Here is an 18,707-nt window from a genome sequence, read left to right as displayed (position 1 = left end):
ATGTTCATCGACGTCCACGTCCTGCAGACCGTGCCGCCGAGCAACATCAACCGAGACGACACCGGTAGTCCCAAAACCGCCGTTTACGGTGGCGTGCGCCGAGCACGGGTGTCCAGCCAGGCGTGGAAACGCGCGACCCGCACCGAGTTCCGGGAACTCATCAACCCGGCGAGTTTGGGTGTGCGCACCAAGCGCGTCGTGGAACTTCTCGCCGAACGCATCGGAAGCGCGATACCCGACGCGGACGCGCGACTCGCCGCAGCCACCCAGGTACTGAAAGACGCAGGCATCGGCCTGGAGAAGCCGAGGAAACGCAAAGAGGATGCCGACGACACCGTCGAGCAATCCAAGTATCTGCTGTTTTTGAGCGCCACCCAGATCGACCGGCTCGCGCAATTGGCCATCGCGGCTGCTGGCGGCACCAAGATCGACAAGAGTGCTGCGAAGGCGGCGGCGAACGGCGCCGACAGTATCGATGTGGCGTTGTTCGGTCGGATGGTTGCCGATTCGGCTGACCTGAATGTCGATGCTGCGGCGCAAGTCGCGCACGCCATCAGTGTCCATGCGGTGAACAATGAATTCGACTATTACACCGCTGTCGACGATCGTGCTCCGGAGGACAATGCCGGTGCGGGAATGATCGGCGTGGTCGAGTTCAACTCGTCCACTCTCTATCGCTACGCCACTGTGAACGTGGCGATGCTCGAGGAGAACCTGGGTGACCGGGCCGCCACTGTTCACGCTGTCGAGACGTTCTTGAAGGCGTTTGTGCGGAGCATGCCCAGCGGCAAACAGAACACTTTTGCCAACCGGACCCTGCCTGACGCGGTTGTGTTCAGTGTGCGTACCGATCAGCCGGTCAATTTGGTCACGGCGTTCGAGGAACCGGTCGAAGCTATCGGCGCGGCGCGCGCGATCACAGCCGCCAAAGCACTCGCCACTCGTTATCGCGCGATCGAGTCCGCGTTCGGTGGTGGTGCGACAACGAATTTCGTGGTCACGACTGGTGACGGCGCTGACGCACTCGGCGAGATCGCCGTGCCGGTGTCCTTCGCCGCCGCGGTTGAGGGTGTGACCGAGCGTGTGCGTGCAGCGTTGGGTGTTTTGTCGTGACGGTGCTGGTGATGCGGTTGGCCGCGCCCTTGCAGTCGTGGGGGGTGGCCAGCCGGTTCGCGCGCCGGGAAACTCAGCAGTACCCGTCCAAAAGCGGGATTCTCGGTCTCATTGCCGCCGCTCAGGGACGCCGCAGAACCGACCCCATCGAGGAAGCACTGCAGGGGCTGGCGTTCGGAGTACGTATCGACCAGCCGGGCCGGCTGGTGCGTGACTTCCAAGTCGCACTCAGTATCGACAAGCGGCAGCAGTTTCCGTTGTCGCAGCGCTACTACCTGGCCGACGCGGTCTTTCTTGCTGCCGTTGCGGGGGAACGCCAACTCGTCGAAGGTATCCGCGAAGCCCTGCGCCGCCCGGAGTTCCCGCTGTATCTGGGGCGTCGCTCCTGTCCGGTCACCGAACCGCTCGTCGTAGGCGATCTGCTGGAGCAGTCTCTCGACAATGCGCTGAACGACACCGATTGGCAAGCCGCGCGATGGTATCGGCGCACTCAGCACACGCGGGTGCGGTTGCCGATTTACCGCGACCTTCTGGAGGGCGATCCCGACGGGCAACTTCGTGAACGGGTCCGTGATATGCCGCTGAGCTTCGATCCCGTTCGCCGCGAATACGGATGGCGGACGGTCGTGGAGGACTTCACCACCGTGACCAACCCGGATGGCCGTAACGGTCATCAGCCGCTGGCGGCCTTGGGAGGGGAATGATGTTTCTGTCACGTGTGCCCCTCAACCCGGCACGAGCGGGCACCAGAAAGTTTCTGTCCTCTCCCCAGGTCAGCCATGCTGCCGTGCTGGCGGCCTTTCCTCCCGAACGCTTGACGGGGCCGAGCGAGCGATCCGGGCGGGTGCTGTGGCGCATCGACCGCCGCGACACCGACATCGACCTGTACGTGGTCAGCCCGCACGAACCAGATTTCACGCACGTGGTCGAACAAGCCGGATGGCCGACTACCACCGCGTGGGCTACCCGTAAATACACCCCCTTACTCGACAGTCTCACCGAAGGACAGCAGTGGCATTTCAGGTTGACCACTAACCCCATCCGCTCGGCTATGGACCGGACCGTCGACGGGCCCCTGACTCGTGGCAAACCGACCGGGCTGACCGCCGGTGACCAAATGGCTTGGCTGCAAACGAAAGCCGACAACAACGGCTTCCGGCTCGGTATCTGCCGAAGCCCGCAGGGCGACATCCCTGATGCGACGATCATGCAGCGATCGACCTTGCGTTTCCGGCGCGGCTCGGCGAACATCACGCTGTCCACGGCCACCTACGAGGGGATCCTCGTGGTCACCGATGCACAGAAGCTGCGCGCCGCGTTGATCAACGGTATCGGCCGAGCGAAAGGCTATGGCTGCGGCCTGCTGACACTCGCTCCCGTCGCATGACCGACCAGCCCGCCAGCCGCCCGATCCGCATCGGTGAGCTGGTCCGCGCCCGCGACCGGCTCTCGTTCATCTACCTCGAACGCGCCACCGTGCACCGTGACGGCAACGCTGTCACCGCCACCGACGAACGCGGCGTCGTTCACATTCCGGCAGCCACGATCGGCGCGCTGTTGCTCGGGCCGGGAACGCGGGTGACTCATCAGGCGATGATGCTGTTGGCCGAGAGCGGATCGACAGCGGTGTGGGTCGGTGAACGCGGCGTGCGCTACTACGCGCACGGTCGTAGCCTGGCCAGAAGCTCACGCCTGCTGGAAGCGCAGGCCGCCGCTGTCACCAACCAAACCGCCAGACTGCGCGTCGCGCGGGCGATGTACGAGATGCGGTTTCCCGGAGAGGATGTCGCCGGGTTGACGATGCAGCAGCTGCGTGGACGCGAGGGCGCACGCATCCGCCGCCTCTACCGACTGCACGCCGAGCGCACCGGCGTGACATGGAACCGACGCGACTACGACCCCACCGATTTCGACGCCGGCGACGCCGTCAACCAAGCCCTCTCATCGGCCACCACCTGCTTATACGGAATAGTGCACGCGGTCATCGTCGCGCTCGGCTGCGCACCCGGCCTCGGATTCGTTCACACCGGACACGAGCGTTCTTTCGTCTTCGACCTCGCCGACCTCTATAAAGCCGAATTCGCCATTCCCGCAGCGTTCGACGCTGCCGCCGAAGGAGGTGACGACGTTCCCGCGGCGACTCGCCGCGCAGTTCGAGACGCCGTCCACTCCGGGCGCTTGCTCGAACGCTGCTGCAGCGACATCTACGCGCTTCTGCTGCCCGAAGAACCAGACGGTGCCGCGGAGTGGGACACAGACATCGTCGAGTTGTGGGACCGCAAAGGCAATGTGGCAGGAGGTATTTCCTACGGCGAGGAGGACCTGCCGTGGTAGTTCTCGTGCTCAGCGCTTGCCCCGCCGGCCTGCGTGGCCACCTCACCCGCTGGTTCCTTGAAATCAGCCCCGGCGTGTTCGTCGGCATCGCCAGCGCACGAGTACGTGAACTCGCCTGGCAACGCGTCGTAGAACTGTCCAAAGACGGCCGCGCCATCATGATCCACTCCACCAGAGGCGAACAGCGACTCGCCTTCAAAGTCCACCACCACGACTGGCAACCCACCGACTTCGACGGCATCCACCTCATCCGCCGACCACACACCAGCGACGTCAAACCCGGAGGAGCCCGCGCCGGATGGAGTAAAGCCAGCCGCTACCACCGGGCAGCCAAGAAACGCACCCTCGACCCACCGCGCGAAAGTGAATGAAAATCGACAGGGTTGCCGAAGAACCTGCAGGTCAGGAAGTGTGCTCCCCGCGCCCGCGGGGATGAGCCCTCTCCCGCTTGTCGATCAACTTCTCGTTCTCGGTGCTCCCCGCGCCCGCGGGGATGAGCCCCCAGCACGACCGGCGAAAGCTGGGAGCTCATCGTGCTCCCCGCGCCCGCGGGGATGAGCCCGAGTTCGCCGACCAGGTCGACGAGATCCTCGCGTGCTCCCCGCGCCCGCGGGGATGAGCCCCGCAGCATCGCTCGCTCTGAGGTGCGCTTCGGGTGCTCCCCGCGCCCGCGGGGATGAGCCCCGATCAAACCGCGCGATTTGCGAGAGGCATACGTGCTCCCCGCGCCCGCGGGGATGAGCCCTTCTCGGACAGCTCGGCGCTGGTTTCGGGAGTGTGCTCCCCGCGCCCGCGGGGATGAGCCCCGCCGATCGACCTCGACGCGCTCGGCGCCGGGGTGCTCCCCGCGCCCGCGGGGATGAGCCCCCGTTGCGGATGGCGATGTTCGCCGATTGCGCGTGCTCCCCGCGCCCGCGGGGATGAGCCCCCGCAGCGCTACAGGTGGGTTCGGCGCACCGCGTGCTCCCCGCGCCCGCGGGGATGAGCCCCACATCTTCACAACGAAACTCATGGTGGGGGTGTGCTCCCCGCGCCCGCGGGGATGAGCCCGACTGCCTGCTCGGCGAGTTCGCCGGCGACCCGTGCTCCCCGCGCCCGCGGGGATGAGCCCATCGTCAACAACTGGGATGAGAACGCGAAGAAGTGCTCCCCGCGCCCGCGGGGATGAGCCCATCCTGTGCGGCAAGACCTATCGAGAGGTCACGTGCTCCCCGCGCCCGCGGGGATGAGCCCACAGCAACGCTGAGCCGGATGGAACGGGGCCAGTGCTCCCCGCGCCCGCGGGGATGAGCCCCCGCAGACGATCTACACGTCGAGCCCGGTCAAGTGCTCCCCGCGCCCGCGGGGATGAGCCCTTTCGCTACGTCGGGAGCAACGCATCATGACCAGTGCTCCCCGCGCCCGCGGGGATGAGCCCCGCGCTGAATTCGCTTATCAGCATGTGGAATAGTGCCCCCCGCGTCCGCGGGGATGAACCCTTCAACCGGGGCCGTCCGATGAGGCGCGTGTCGTGCTCCCCGCGCCCGCGGTGATGAGCCCACCGCCGCTACGCCACGCTGAGACATGGTGCTCGTGCTCCCGCGCCCGCGGGGATGAGCCCCCGCTGAGCTTTCTGCAGGACGACTACCGGGGGTGCTCCCCGCGCCCGCGGGGATGAGCCCCATACGAAATGGTTTTCTTGTGTCTTAGGTCAGTGCTCCCCGCGCCCGCGGGGATGAGCCCGACTCCCGCAAAGCCTACGGCGTCAACATCGCGTGCTCCCCGCGCCCGCGGGGATGAGCCCCCTGCCGTCAGGTTCACTCCGACAGCGACTTTGTGCTCCCCGCGCCCGCGGGGATGAGCCCGGCAAGGCCACCACCAGCATGCGCGGCGACTAGTGCTCCCCGCGCCCGCGGGGATGAGCCTTGCCGGTGATCGTGGGCACGTTCGACGAGTGCGTGCTCCCCGCGCCCGCGGGGATGAGCCCCGTGGAACCCATGGTTGGCGTCCTCCGGGTAGCGTGCTCCCCGCGCCCGCGGGGATGAGCCCCCCGCGAACTGGCCCATCGTGGTGCTGCCGGGGTGCTCCCCGCGCCCGCGTGGATGAGCCCTGCTGGTCATGCAGACCGGCCCCAGTCTGCTGGTGCTCCCCGCGCCCGCAGGGATGAGCCCGCGCGGCCTGGTAGACGGTTTGGCGGGTGGCGCGTGCTCCCCGCGCCCGCGGGGATGAGCCCGTTGGTGGCACGCCCCGGGTCACCGTGATCGCGTGCTCCCCGCGCCCGCGGGCCCCGGTGAGATGCTGGTCCGGTGGATGGGCGATCGTGCTCCCCGCGCCCGCGGGGATGAGCCCCCGGCCAGCCCGTATTCCTCGGGGTCGGGGATGTGCTCCCCGCGCCCGCGGGGATGAGCCCTGGGTGCCGTACTCGGTGATCGTGTCGAGGAAGTGCTCCCCGCGCCCGCGGGGATGAGCCCAACGCCAAGTGGTGGGTTCCTGCGGGCGCGAAGTGCTCCCCGCGCCCGCGGGGATGAGCCCGGGTCCACGGCGACAGCTCAAGGGCAGCCGTCGTACTCCCCGCGCCCGCGGGGATGAGCCCGATAGACATCATGGGTCACGTTGTCCATGGTTGTGCTCCCCGCGCCCGCGGGGATGAGCCCTCGCCAGCCGGAAGCGCCGTCTTCGACCGTGAGTGCTCCCCGCGCCCGCGGGGATGAGCCCACGGCGCTCAGCAGCGCGCCGAGGACGATGCCGTGCTCCCCGCGCCCGCGGGGATGAGCCCGGATTCGGGCCGTGGTCGTGGTGGGATACCGAGTGCTCCCCGCGCCTGCGGGGATGAGCCCTCCGTTGCCAACATCGGCGTCGGCGCCCCGCTGTGCTCCCCGCGCCCGCGGGGATGAGCCTTCGCCGGCGCACCGAAGGATGATCGGCACCAGGTGCTCCCCGCGCCCGCGGGGGATGAGCCCGGGCAAAGCGGAATTTTCAGCGCCGTCAATCCGTGCTCTCCGCGCCTGCGGGGATGAACCCACTGGTCGCTGTATGGGGTGGAGGAGGAGGCGTGCTCCCCGCCCCCGCGGGGGATGAGCCCAGAGATGTCGGGTCGCGGTCCCGATTGACGTGCTCCCCGCGCTCGCGGGATGAGCCCGCGGCAGTGATATCGGCGTGCCCGCAGATGCCGTGCTCCGCACGCCCGCGGGGATGAGCCCGAGGAGGACTGGGTTGTCGTCGCGGCCTGCCGGTGCTCCCCGCGCCTGCGGGGATGAGCCCAGGAATTCAGCGTCGACCACGAGCGAATGCGCCTGGTCCCCGCGCTCGCGGGGATGAGCCTTTCGCTTTGTCGTGAGCCGCAACGCATGACCGCCGCCCTTTTGCCATGGAGGAAAGGGGGCGGCTGCAGGCGAGATCGCTTATGGAAGTGGGGCGAAGGCCGCCGCGTTGCTAAGTATTCAGCTGATCGTAGAGCGGCTTCTATCGAGTTCTCGAGCTATTCGGGTGGGATGCCAGCCGTCGAGGTGGTGGTGGGCGAGGGCTCGGGCGACGAGTTCGGGATCGCGACGGCGCGCTGGATCGCGTGCGCACAGTCGTGCCGCCAGTTGAGAGAACTCGCTCGGGGTGTCGTCCCCTGCTGCGACGGCGGGGAGTGTGGTGTCGTGCAGGAGGGCTTGGGTGGCGTTGCCGGTGATGCTGACGGTGGCTGCTGCGCCCAGGAGGGGCCAGAAGAAGGCGTGCGCACGCGGCTTCCGGGCCTCATTAGCTGGCAGGTGTGGGGCGTGCACACTCTTAGGACTCGGCAGGGCGATGGCGGTGTTGGTCATGAAGGTCCCCAAGTGATTGGTGGTTAGCCTGCGGACGACGTAATCGCGTTCGGCTGCTAGGCGGGCACGAGCGGATGTGGTTCGCCGGTGAGGATCGATAGGGCAGCAGCGACTTCGGCGAGATGGGACTTGACGTAGGTCGCGGTGGTGCCGCTGGACTTACCGCGGTGTCCGGCGTATTCGCGGGCGACGGCGTAGCTGAAGGTTCGTTCGACCCAGGTCAAGGTGGTGTGGCGTAGCCAGTGCATGCTGATGCCCTGGGCGGCGACCCAGGGGAGGGTCTCCCCGAGCCGACTCCAGATGTAGTCGAAACGCCGTGCAGTGATGGGTTTTCCGTTGCGGTAGCGCAGCAGTTGCCCGGACCGGGGACTTTTGCGGTGGGCGGCGTGGTCGAGCAGGTGCCGCATCAGAGTGGGGGAGACGGGTTGCCAGCGGTCGCTGCCGTCCTTTTCCCGCAGGAACACCAGGCACTGATCCGAGTCGAGATCGTGCGGACGCAACGCCAGCGCACCGCCTCGCCTGCACGCCGTTTCGATATGCAGGCGCAAGATCAGGCTGTCGAGTTCGGGGTCGTCGCCGCTGGTTGCTGCGGTCCGGCAGATCTCGGCCAACTGGCCCGACGGGATCGCGTAGCGGTGTGAGGGTCGTCGCACGGGCATGGTGAGTTGGCGTGCAGGGTTGTCGGAAGGGCGGATCCAGCCACTGTCCTCGGCGAAGCGGTACACACACCGCGCAGCGCTGACGAAATGCTCCGCGGCGCTGGTACCGCCGCGGGATGCGCGGTTGATGCGAGCATTCGCCTGGATGGTGCGTGCCATCTCGTCCAGATCGGTTTTGGTCGGCTGGTCGAGGCGGTGATCCCGCCAGGCGTGGAGCAGGTGTTCGAAATGGGTGTTGTAAGTCCGTCGTGTGCCTGCCGACAGCCGTGCCCGGACTTTCGGGATGACTTCTCCGAACGTGGGGACATTCGCACTACTGGTGACTAGATCGGCAGGTGAGATGCCCATCTGGGTCAGCAGCAGACGTGCCGCGGCGATTGTTTCCGCGCTGACCGTCGGGATGGTCATCGACGCACCTCCTCGAGCAGTCGCAGGCTGGCCGCGCACAACTCGTCGAGCGCGGCGGGTGGGTGGATCAGCAACTGGTTGCGGATGCGGTGTCCGATGAGGAGAGTGCGGTCACCGACGAACAGGCCCACCTGGCGCCGAAGCCGGTACGGGACGCGGAAGTATCCACCTGCGGCGATGACGGTGTGACCGTCCGGTGACTTTCGAGCCAGCAGCACTCCGGCATCGAGCCGAGTCAGTTCCAGGCGAGTGCCCGGCCGCCAGTCGAGGGCGGCGACGGTGTGCTTGTCGAGGACGCGGCCGCCGTCGCCGATGGTGCACAGCCCATAGACGAGATCGCCGTCGGCGGTACGAACCACGCGGTTCGTGACCTGCGGTCCGTAAATGAGTTCCTGCAAAGGCGACTGCGGCGGGATGACCGGCGCGATCACCGCTGATCACCCCAGCCAGCAAACTTTTCGCCAGCGTCAGATGTGACGGAATCTGGCAGCTGCGCCAGGAATCGTTGCAGGTCAGTAGGTGTTTCCACTGGTCGGCTCCGTGTGTGCGAGGGCACTCGCACACAGAGCACGGATTTCTGTCACGGATGACGTGAATCTGTGCGCGAGAGGGGACTTGAACCCCTACGTCCGTGGACACCAGAACCTAAATCTGGCGCGTCTGCCAATTTCGCCACTCGCGCTTGATGGTACGACCGTCCAAACTCTACCGGGCCAATCGGTCATCGCGAAGCATTGGGTTGGTGTGGCGTACTCGTCAGTAACCTCACCTGGGATTATAACGATTTGGCAAACGTCAATGTGAGGGGCACTCATGTTTCGTACGTGTTGGTAACCCGATGGACCAGCGTGTTCAAACATGAGGCAGAGTCATGTTTACCACTATTCTGGTACGTACGTACTCAAATACTCTCTAGTAGTGGGCGCGCCCAGGGGCAAACGTGAGGATTTCCTCATGATTCTGTGTCATCCTCGCCCGTATCAGGCCGATCAACCGCGATCACTCGTGAACCGGTAGGGACCGGCGTGTCGCCGAGGCATGTCGCATGGAGAAGGAAGTCGAAGCGTCTTGACGATCAACGAGAGCACCAAGACCGAAGCCGGACAGAGCACGAAGGTGGCTGCCGCCGCCGGGAAGGCCGCGTCGGGCGGGGCGCGGTCGCCGCTGTTGGATCGTCTGCTCGGCGGCGTGTCGTACGCGCTCGCCTTCGGTGGGCAGGGTGCGCAGTGGCTGAGCGAGCTGGAGGAGATCGCGCGCGACAGTGCGCTGGAGCCGGAGCTGACCGCGCTGGTCAACGAGGCGGCGGCGCTGTTGGAGCCGGTCGCGGCGCAATTGCTGGTGGTTCGTCCGGTCGGCTTCGACCCGATCGGCTGGATGCTGGAGAACGAACTCGCCGACGGTGACGAGGGCGAGATCTCCGCGGCCCCGTCCGACGCCGTACTGCGCTCGGCGGCGGTGTCCATGCCCGGTGTGCTGCTGACCCAGGTGGCGGCCGTGCGGGCGCTGCGGCTGCAAGGCTTGGATCCGGCCGAGCACGCGCCGGTCGCGATCGTCGGGCATTCGCAGGGTCTGCTCGCCGCCGCCGCGGTCGAAGCCGGTGGCGCCCGCGACGCGGAGCTGCTCGCGGTAGCCCAGATGATCGGCGCCGCAGCGGGTTTGGTCGCGCGGCGGCGCGGGCTGATGCCGGTGGGCGAGCGCTCGCCGATGGTCGCGGTATCCAATGTCGATCCCGAGCAGCTCGGCGCCGTGGTGGCCGAGGTGTGTGACGGATCCGATCCCGCTGCGGCCGTGGTGGTCTCGATCCGCAACGGACGTCGGCGCGCGGTGCTGTCCGGGCCGCCCGCGCAGCTGGAGCGGGTGCGGCAGCGGTGCACGCAGATCCACGACGAGCAGGCGCGCGAGCGCGACGCGAAGGTGCGCGGCGGCTCGGTGTTCGCTCCGGTCTTCGAGGACGTGGCCGTCGACGTGGCGTTCCACCACCCGGCGCTGGCCGACACCGTCGACCTGGTGAGCAGCTGGGCCGACCAGTGCGGCCTGGACAAGGAGCTGGCGGGCGAGCTGGCGCGGCAGATCCTGGTCGATCCGATCGACTGGGTGGCCGTCGTCGAGGGCGTGATCTCCGCGGGCGCGGAGTGGATCCTTGACCTGGGCCCGGGCGACCTGCTCTCCCGCGTCACGGGGGGCACGTTGAAGGGCACCGGCCTCGGCATCATCGCGGCCGCTACCCGCGCCGGACAGCGCAGCCTGCTGACCCCCGGTGCCGCGCCGGAGCCGGCGGCCCCGTGGTCGGCGTTCGCGCCGCGGCCGGTGCGGCTGCCCAACGGGCGCATCGTGGTCGAGACGGCCTTCACCAAGCTGACCGGGCGCTCGCCGATCCTGCTCGCGGGCATGACTCCGACCACGGTCGACGCGAAGATCGTCGCGGCCGCGGCGAACGCGGGCCACTGGGCGGAGCTGGCCGGCGGCGGGCAGGTGACCGAGCAGATCTTCGCCGACCGGGTGGCCGAGCTGCGGACGCTGCTGCACCCGGGGCGCTCGGTGCAGTTCAACTCCTTGTTCCTCGACCCCTACCTGTGGAAGCTGCAGCTGGGCGGAAAGCGACTGGTGCAGCGGGCCCGCACGGCAGGCGCCCCGTTCGACGGCGTCATCGTGACGGCGGGCATTCCCGAGCTGGAGGAAGCTGTCGCGCTGATCCAGGAACTCACCGAGGTCGGGATCAGCCACGTCGCGTTCAAGCCGGGCACGGTCGCCCAGATCCGGGCCGTGCTGCGCATCGCCGACGAGGTCCCGGACTACCCGGTGATCATGCACATCGAGGGCGGCAAGGCCGGTGGTCACCACTCCTGGGAGGACCTGGACGACCTGCTGCTGGACACCTACTCCGAGCTGCGCAACCGCGCCAATGTCGTGGTGTGCGTCGGCGGTGGCATCGGAACCCCCGAGCGCGCGACGGAGTACCTCACCGGCCAGTGGGCGGTCCGGCACGGCTACCCGGTGATGCCGCTGGACGGCGTGCTGGTCGGCACGGCGGCCATGGCCACGCTGGAGGCCACCACCGCGCCGGAGGTCAAGCAACTGCTCGTGGACACTCCCGGCACGCCCGACTGGGTCGGTGCGGGCACCGCGTCCGGCGGCATGGCCTCGGGCCGCAGCCAGCTGGGCGCCGACATCCACGAGATCGACAACGCCGCTTCGCGCACCGGCCGACTGCTGGACGAGGTCGCGGGCGACGCGGAGGCGGTCGCGGCGCGTCGCGACGAGATCATCGCGGCGCTGAACGCCACCGCCAAGCCGTACTTCGGCGACCTGGCCACCATGACCTACCAGGACTGGCTGGAGCGCTACGTCGAGCTCGCGGTCGGGTTGGACCGGCGCAAGGACTTCGACTGCGGCAGCGACCTGGGCGACGCGATCGCCGAGGCGACGCGTTCGGTGTGGCTGGACATCACGTGGCGGGACCGGTTCGCGGAGATGGTGCGCCGCACCGAATCCCGGCTGCACCCGGCCGACCGCGGCGAGATCCCCACGCTGTTCGCGAGTGACGACGACTTCGAGAACCCGGTCGCGGCGCTGTGCGCCTTGAAGGACGCCTACCCCGCCACGGCGCAGACGCTGCTGCACCCGGCCGACGTCCCGTTCTTCATCGCGTTGTGCAAGACCCCCGGCAAGCCGGTGAACTTCGTGCCCGTCGTGGACGGCGACGTGCGTCGCTGGTGGCGCTCGGATTCGCTGTGGCAGGCGCACGATCCGCGCTACTCGGCCGATCAGGTGTGCGTCATCCCCGGCACGGTCGCGGTCGCGGGCATCACCCGGGTCGACGAGCCGGTCGGCGAACTGCTCGACCGCTTCGAACAGGACACGGCGTACTCCCTGGTGCGCGCGGGCGTGGCGCCAACCCCGGTGGACGCGCGTCGCACGGCGGGCGTCACGAGCGGCCCGATCGACGCCGTGCTGGCCGCCCCGGACGTGCAGTGGGCCGGACGCACCGCGATCAGCCCGGTGCACCGGCTCGGTGACCTGTCCGAGTGGGTCGTCGACGGCAAGGGTGCGGTGCATCCGCCCACCGGCGCGACGCTGGTCGAGACCCCAGGCTCCGAGCCGGAGCACGCCTACGTGGAGCTGACCGTCCCGCTGCTGGCGGGCAACGCGGTGCGCATCCGGATCACCGTGCCGACCTCGGTCTACAACGGTGGCGCCCCGGTCGTCACCGAGGCCGACGCCGACGAGGCCATGGCCGCGCTGCTCGCGGTCGCCGCGGGCCAGGATCTGCCCGAGGTCAAGGGCAAGGTCGCCCACGTGAATCTGGCCTGGACGCCGGATCTCATCGCCGATCACGCCGGGGTCACCGGCTCCGGCCTGCCCGCCACGCTGAGCACGCTCGGCCGCACCGTGCCGGACGTGCTGGTCGGCGCGTGCTGGCCCGCCGTGTTCGCGGTGCTCGGCGCGACCCGCACCGCGAAGGGCGAGAGCGTCATCGAGGGCATGCTCGACCTGGTGCACCTGGACCACCAAGTGCACCTCGCCGGTGCGCTGCCCGCCGAGACCAGTGTGCTGGCGGTGCGCGCGGAGGCCGGTGAGACCGTCGACACCGACCTGGGCCGGGTCGTCGAGGTGCACGTGCGGATCACCGCCATGCTGGACAAGCCCGAGACCGGGATGTCGATGCCGGTGCTGGCCACCCTCACCGAGCGGTTCGCGATCCGCGGGCGCAACGGCGCGGGCGAACTGGCCGATCCGCCGCGCGCGGCTGGCACGGTGTCCGACGCGGCCACCGACACCCCGCGCAGGCGTCGCCGCGACGTCACGATCGTGGCTCCGCGCACCATGCACGCCTTCGCCGCCGTCTCCGGCGACCACAACCCGATCCACACCAGCGATGCCGCGGCGAAGCTCGCCGGGCTCGGCAGCCCGATCGTGCACGGCATGTGGCTGTCGGCGGCCGCGCAGCACGTCGTGTCGGCGGTCGATCCCACGAGTTCGGTACCCGCGCGGACGGTGACCGCGTGGACCACCCGGTTCCTCGGCATGGTCCGTCCCGGGGCGCAGATCGATGTGCGCGTCGAGCGGGTAGCGCTCGACGCGGGCAGCGAGGTCGTCGAGGTCTCCTGCCGCACCGAAGGCGAGCTGGTGATGACCGCGACCGGTCGCACCGTGGCGCCGAAGACCGTCTACGCCTTCCCCGGACAGGGCATCCAGCGCAAGGGGATGGGGCTGGACGCCCGCTCCCGGTCGAAGGCGGCCAAGGAGATCTGGGACCGCGCGGACAAGCACACCCGTGCGGCGCTCGGCTTCTCGATTCTCGCCGTGGTGCGCGACAACCCGACCTACCTGAAGGCGCGCGGCGTCGAACACCGCCACCCGGACGGCGTGCTGCACCTGACCCAGTTCACCCAGGTCGCCATGGCGACCCTCGGCGTCGCCCAGGTGGCGGAACTGCGCGAGTCCGGTGCGTTCGTCGAGGGCGCGCTGCTCGCGGGCCACTCGGTGGGCGAGTACAACGCGCTCGCCGCCGTCGCCGGAGTGCTGCCGCTGGAGGCGGTGCTCGAGGTCGTGTTCCAGCGCGGTTCCGCGATGCACGAGCTGGTGCCGCGGGATGCGCAGGGACGCAGCGACTATCGGATGGCTGCGATCCGGCCCTCACAGATCGGATTGCCCGACGCGGAGGTCGTCGGCTTCGTCAAGGAAGTCGGCGATCGGGTCGGGGAGTTCCTCGAGGTGGTCAACCTGAACCTGCGCGGTTCGCAGTACGCGATCGCGGGCACGGTGGCCGGGCTGGACGCGCTGGAGCAGGAGATCGACCGTCGTCGCGCCGAATTCGGCGGCAAGCGGGCGTTCATCCTGGTCCCCGGCATCGACGTGCCGTTCCACTCGACGGTGCTGCGCAAGGGCGTTCCGGAGTTCCGGCAGAAGCTCGAGCAGCTGCTGCCGGTGGATCTGCGCCCGGAGACCTTGATCGGCCGCTACATCCCGAACCTGGTGCCGAGGCTGTTCACACTCGAGCGGGCGTTCGTGCAGGAGATCGCGGACCTGGTGCCGTCCGAACCGCTCGCGGAGGTGCTGGCCGACTTCGACAGCTGGGCCGCCCGGCCGACCGAGTTGTGCCGCGTGGTGCTGATCGAGTTGCTCGCGTGGCAGTTCGCCAGCCCGGTGCGCTGGATCGAGACCCAGGACCTGCTGTTCACCGACCCCGCACAGGGCGGCCTCGGCATCGAGCGGTTCATCGAGATCGGTCTCGGCGCGACGCCGACGGTGGCCAACCTGGCCAGCCAGACGTTGAAGCTCCCCGCTTTCGGCGGAGCCAAGGTGGAAGTGCTCAACATCGAGCGCGAGGCGGCGATCGTCTACGCGACCGACACCGATCCCGCCCCGGTCGACGAGCCGGTGGAGGAGCCTGCCGCCGCAGCGGCTCCGGCAGCGACCGTCGCCGCCGCACCCGTGGCCGCGCCCGCCCCGAGTTCGGGCGGCCCGCGTCCGGACGACATCGCGTTCACCGCCGCCGACGCCACGCGCGTGCTGATCGCGCTGTGGACCAAATTGCGACTGGACCAGATCGGCCCGGTGGACACCATCGAGGGCCTGTGCGACGGCGTTTCCTCCCGGCGTAACCAGCTGCTGGTCGACCTCGGCTCCGAGCTCTCGCTCGGCGCGATCGACGGCGCGGCCGACGCCGACATGGGTGCGCTGTCCGCGACGGTGGAGCGGCTCGCCCGTACCTACCGTCCGTTCGGCACGGTGCTCACCGACGCCATCGGCGACCATCTGCGCAAGGTGTTCGGGCCGTCCGGCAAGCGTCCGGCCGCCATCGCGGACCGGGTCAAGAAGGTCTGGGAACTCGGTGACGGGTGGGCCAGCCACGTGACCGCCGAGGTGTCGCTGGGCACCAGGGAAGGCACCAGCGTGCGTGGTGGCGACCTGGGCGGCCTCGTCTCCGGCGCGCTGGGCGACGCCGCCTCGGTCGACGCGGCCATCGATGCCGCCGTGCAGGCCGTCGCGGCCCGTCGCGGTGTCGCGGTGTCGCTGCCCTCGGCGGGCGGCGGTGGCGGTGCGACCGTCGACGCCGCCGCGCTGGGCGAGTTCACCGAGCAGATCACCGGACGCGACGGCGTGCTCGCCACGGCCGCGCGCGTCGTACTGGAACAGCTCGGACTTTCCGAGCGCGTCTCCGCGCCGGAAGCGACCGACAACTCCCTGGTCGATCTGGTGTCGGCCGAACTCGGTTCGGACTGGCCGCGTCTGGTGGCGCCCGCGTTCGACGCCCGCAAGGCGGTGCTGCTGGACGACCGGTGGGCCACGGCGCGCGAGGACTTGGCCCGGCTGTGGCTCGCCGACGACGCAGGCAGCGCGAACGGACCGGTCACCGGGTTCATCGGTGCGGGGGAAGCCGTTGCGGCGCAGGCGAACTGGTGGCGGCAGCGGGCGATGCACGAAGCGCGCTCGGTGCTGGCCGGCCTGTACGAGCGCATCGCCGAGGCGGCGCTGAGCACGGAGGAGCCCGGGCTGTGGTCCTCCGACATCGCGGTGATCACCGGCGCCAGCAAGGGATCCATCGCGGCGGCGACGACCGGCAGGCTGCTCAGCGGTGGCGCCACAGTCGTGGTCACCACGTCGTCGCTGAACGACGAACGCCTCGCCTTCTACCGGAAGCTCTACCGCGACAACGCCCGGCACGGCGCGGCTCTGTGGGTGGTGCCCGCCAACATGGCGTCCTACCAGGACGTCGACGCCCTGATCGACTGGATCGGCACCGAGCAGGTCGACAGCGCGGGCGGCGCGAAGATCAAGGTCAAGGACGCGATGACGCCCACGCTGCTGCTGCCGTTCGCGGCGCCGCGAGTGGCCGGTGACCTCGCGGACGCGGGCGCGCGCGCCGAAATGGAGATGCGCGTGCTGCTCTGGTCGGTCGAACGGCTGATCGGCGGGCTGTCCAAGCTGGGCGCCGATCACGACGTGGACGCGAAACTCCACGTGGTGCTGCCGGGTTCGCCCAACCGCGGCATGTTCGGCGGCGACGGCGCCTACGGCGAGTCGAAGGCGGCGCTGGACGCGGTGGTCGCCAAGTGGCGGGCCGAGAAGTCGTGGTCGACCCGGGTCACCCTGGTGCACGCGCTGATCGGCTGGGTGCGCGGCACCGGCCTGATGGGCCACAACGACCCGATGGTTGAGGCGGTCGAGAAGGCGGGTGTGCAGACCTGGTCCACCGCGGAGATGGCCGACGAGTTGCTCAAGTGGTGCACCTCGCGGGCCCGCCAGGTGACCGCGACCGGCCCGCAGCAGATCGACCTGACCGGTGGGTTGGCCAGGGCCAAGCTGGACCTGCCCGCGCTGGCCAAGCAGGCCGCGGAGCAGGCGGAGGCGGAGACCGACGCGGACGCGGGTCGCACGATCGCCGCACTGCCGGCGCCGCCGACCGTGACCTCCGCGCTGCCGGTGCCCGAGTGGGGCGAGGTGACGGTGGATCCGGCCGACATGGTGGTCATCGTCGGCGCGGGCGAGCTGGGCCCGTACGGCTCGGCGCGCACCCGATTCGAGATGGAGGTCTCCGACGAACTGTCGGCGGCGGGCGTGCTGGAACTGGCTTGGACCACCGGCATGGTCACCTGGGAGAACGACCCGAAGCCGGGCTGGTACGACGCCGCGTCCGGTGACTACGTCCCCGAGCACGAGCTGGCCGAGCGTTACCACGACGCCGTGGTCGCCCGTTGCGGTGTGCGCCGCTACGAGGACGACGGCGCCATGACCGACAATTCGGCCCCACTGATGACCTCGGTCTTCCTCGACCAGGACCTGTCGTTCACGGTGGGCGGCGAGGCCGAGGCGCGTGCCTTCCACGCCGCCGATCCGGAGCACACGGTGATCACACCGGTCGCGGACTCCGGCGACTGGACGGTGACGCGCCGAGCGGGCACGGAGATCCGCGTGCCGCGCCGGGCCAAGCTCTCGCGCACCGTCGGCGGCCAGATCCCGACCGGCTGGGACCCGACCATCTGGGGCATCTCGCCCGATATGGCCGCTTCGGTGGACCGGGTCGCGCTGTGGAACATCGTCTGCACGGTCGACGCGTTCATCGGCTCCGGGTTCAGCCCCGCTGAACTCATGAGCTGGGTGCACCCCTCGCTGGTCGCCAACACGCAGGGCACCGGCATGGGCGGCATGTCCTCGATGCGCTCGCTGTACATCGACAACCTGCTCGGTGAGTCGCGGCCGAACGACATCCTGCAGGAGGCGCTGCCGAACGTGGCGCTGGCGCACGTGGTGCAGTCCTACGTCGGCAGCTACGGCGCGATGGTGCATCCGGTGGCGGCCTGCGCGACCGCCGCGGTGTCGGTCGAGGAGGGCGTCGACAAGATCCGGCTGGGCAAGGCCGATCTGGTCGTGGCAGGCGGCTACGACGATCTCGGCATCGAAGGCATCGTCGGCTTCGGTGACATGTCGGCCACCGCGGATTCCGCGGCCATGAGCGCCAAGGGCATCAGCGACCGGTACTTCTCCCGCGCCAACGATCGCCGCCGCGGCGGGTTCATCGAATCGCAGGGCGGCGGCACGGTCCTGCTGGCGCGCGGCAGCGTCGCGCTGGAGATGGGCCTGCCGGTGCTGGGCGTGGTGGCCTACGCGCAGTCCTTCGCCGACGGCGTGCACACGTCCATCCCGGCTCCGGGCCTGGGCGCGCTGGGCGCCGGTCGTGGCGGGACGGAATCCCGGCTGGCGACCGAACTGCGCAAGCTCGGCGTCACCCCGGACGAGATCGCGGTGGTGTCCAAGCACGACACCTCGACGGCCGCCAACGACCCGAACGAGTCGGAACTGCACGAGCGGCTCGCGACGGCCATCGGGCGCTCGGACGGCGCTCCGCTGTTCGTCGTCTCGCAGAAGACCCTCACCGGGCACGCGAAGGGCGGGGCGGCCGCATTCCAGCTCATCGGCCTGTGCCAGGTGCTGGAGCAGGGCGTCATCCCGCCGAACCGCAGCCTCGACTGCGTCGACGAGAAGATGCTGGCCTTCCCGCACCTGGTGTGGCTGCGCGAACCGCTGCGGCTGGGCGGGCGCCTTCCGCTGAAGGCGGGTCTGGTCACCTCGCTCGGCTTCGGCCACGTGAACGGTCTGCTGGCGATCGTGCACCCGGAGGCGTTCATCCAGGCCATCGAGCCGGGACGGCGCGAGGAGTACCAGCGCACGGCGCAGGAGCGTCAGCTGACCGGCCGCCAGCGGTTCGTGGAGGCGATGTGCGGCGGCGCGCCGCTGTACGAACGTCCCGCGGATCGCAGGCTCGGCGGGGAGGGCACCCCGTCCCAGCGGGCGCGTCAGCTGGAGGCCGACGTGCTGCTCTCGCCGGAGGCGCGCCTGGATCAGGACGGCGCCTACCGCGCGAAGGGCATCGGATGCGCGTAACCGGAAGCGCGGCGGGGCA

At 69.3% G+C, this 18,707-nt stretch carries 9 protein-coding genes, 1 tRNA gene and 1 CRISPR repeat array; of the genes, 6 read left to right on the top strand and 4 right to left on the bottom strand.

Going from position 1 to position 18,707, the window contains the following annotated elements:
• Genes cas7e through cas2e form a run of 5 tightly spaced genes read left to right on the top strand, consistent with a single transcriptional unit; the run spans window position 1 to window position 3,818 of the window.
• Window positions 1-1,113, top strand: coding sequence for a type I-E CRISPR-associated protein Cas7/Cse4/CasC (gene cas7e / locus AB0L97_RS15980; RefSeq protein WP_364430154.1), 1,113 nt, complete (start codon window positions 1-3; stop codon window positions 1,111-1,113).
• Window positions 1,110-1,817: a type I-E CRISPR-associated protein Cas5/CasD gene (cas5e, locus tag AB0L97_RS15975; protein WP_364429808.1), complete on the top strand. Its 708-nt coding sequence runs from the start codon at window positions 1,110-1,112 to the stop codon at window positions 1,815-1,817. The genes cas7e and cas5e overlap by 4 nt, the downstream gene beginning before the upstream one ends.
• Window positions 1,817-2,500: a type I-E CRISPR-associated protein Cas6/Cse3/CasE gene (gene cas6e, locus AB0L97_RS15970; protein ID WP_364429805.1), complete on the top strand. Its 684-nt coding sequence runs from the start codon at window positions 1,817-1,819 to the stop codon at window positions 2,498-2,500. Before cas5e ends, cas6e begins: the two co-directional genes overlap by 1 nt.
• Window positions 2,497-3,447: a type I-E CRISPR-associated endonuclease Cas1e gene (cas1e, locus tag AB0L97_RS15965; protein ID WP_364429802.1), complete on the top strand. Its 951-nt coding sequence runs from the start codon at window positions 2,497-2,499 to the stop codon at window positions 3,445-3,447. Before cas6e ends, cas1e begins: the two co-directional genes overlap by 4 nt.
• Window positions 3,441-3,818 carry a type I-E CRISPR-associated endoribonuclease Cas2e gene (gene cas2e / locus AB0L97_RS15960; protein WP_364429799.1) on the top strand — a complete coding sequence of 126 codons (378 nt, stop codon included), beginning with the start codon at window positions 3,441-3,443 and terminating at the stop codon, window positions 3,816-3,818. The genes cas1e and cas2e overlap by 7 nt, the downstream gene beginning before the upstream one ends.
• A 40-nt stretch (window positions 3,819-3,858) precedes the next feature.
• Window positions 3,859-6,749: a CRISPR direct-repeat array (repeat unit 29 nt; unit sequence GTGCTCCCCGCGCCCGCGGGGATGAGCCC).
• A gap of 117 nt (window positions 6,750-6,866) precedes the next feature.
• Here the strand turns inward: cas2e and AB0L97_RS15955 are convergent.
• The 4 genes from AB0L97_RS15955 to AB0L97_RS15940 all read right to left on the bottom strand — a co-directional run bounded on the left by AB0L97_RS15955 (window position 6,867) and on the right by AB0L97_RS15940 (window position 8,984).
• A complete protein-coding gene (locus AB0L97_RS15955) occupies window positions 6,867-7,235 on the bottom strand; it encodes a hypothetical protein (protein ID WP_364429796.1) in 369 nt (122 codons plus the stop codon).
• 56 nt (window positions 7,236-7,291) lie between these two features.
• Window positions 7,292-8,302, bottom strand: a complete 1,011-nt coding sequence (locus AB0L97_RS15950) for a site-specific integrase (RefSeq protein ID WP_364429793.1) — start codon at window positions 8,300-8,302, stop codon at window positions 7,292-7,294.
• On the bottom strand, window positions 8,299-8,733 hold the full coding sequence (locus AB0L97_RS15945) for a hypothetical protein (RefSeq protein ID WP_364429790.1): 435 nt from the start codon (window positions 8,731-8,733) through the stop codon (window positions 8,299-8,301). The genes AB0L97_RS15950 and AB0L97_RS15945 overlap by 4 nt, the downstream gene beginning before the upstream one ends.
• 169 nt (window positions 8,734-8,902) lie before the next feature.
• Window positions 8,903-8,984, bottom strand: a tRNA-Leu gene (locus AB0L97_RS15940).
• Window positions 8,985-9,370: 386 nt separating this feature from the next.
• On the opposite strand from AB0L97_RS15940, the gene AB0L97_RS15935 reads away from it, so the two are divergent.
• Window positions 9,371-18,688 carry a fatty acid synthase subunit beta domain-containing protein gene (locus AB0L97_RS15935; RefSeq protein WP_364429787.1) on the top strand — a complete coding sequence of 3,106 codons (9,318 nt, stop codon included), beginning with the start codon at window positions 9,371-9,373 and terminating at the stop codon, window positions 18,686-18,688.
• Window positions 18,689-18,707: the final 19 nt, after the last annotated feature.

It is taken from the genome of Nocardia sp. NPDC051911, from assembly GCF_040681035.1.
In the GTDB taxonomy this organism is placed as follows: Bacteria; Actinomycetota; Actinomycetes; order Mycobacteriales; family Mycobacteriaceae; genus Nocardia; species Nocardia sichangensis.
The sequence above is the reverse complement of the archived record's forward strand: the minus strand, read 5'-3'. Positions and strand labels throughout refer to the sequence as shown.

What these genes read in the sequence shown, in the direction of transcription:
- cas7e (WP_364430154.1), top strand. Translation starts at nt 1, where the DNA reads ATGTTCATCGACGTCCACGTCCTGCAGACCGTGCCGCCGAGCAACATC.
- cas1e (WP_364429802.1), top strand. Translation starts at nt 2,497, where the DNA reads ATGACCGACCAGCCCGCCAGCCGCCCGATCCGCATCGGTGAGCTGGTC.
- AB0L97_RS15955 (WP_364429796.1), bottom strand. Translation starts at nt 7,235, where the DNA reads ATGACCAACACCGCCATCGCCCTGCCGAGTCCTAAGAGTGTGCACGCC.
- AB0L97_RS15950 (WP_364429793.1), bottom strand. Translation starts at nt 8,302, where the DNA reads ATGACCATCCCGACGGTCAGCGCGGAAACAATCGCCGCGGCACGTCTG.
- cas6e (WP_364429805.1), top strand. Translation starts at nt 1,817, where the DNA reads ATGTTTCTGTCACGTGTGCCCCTCAACCCGGCACGAGCGGGCACCAGA.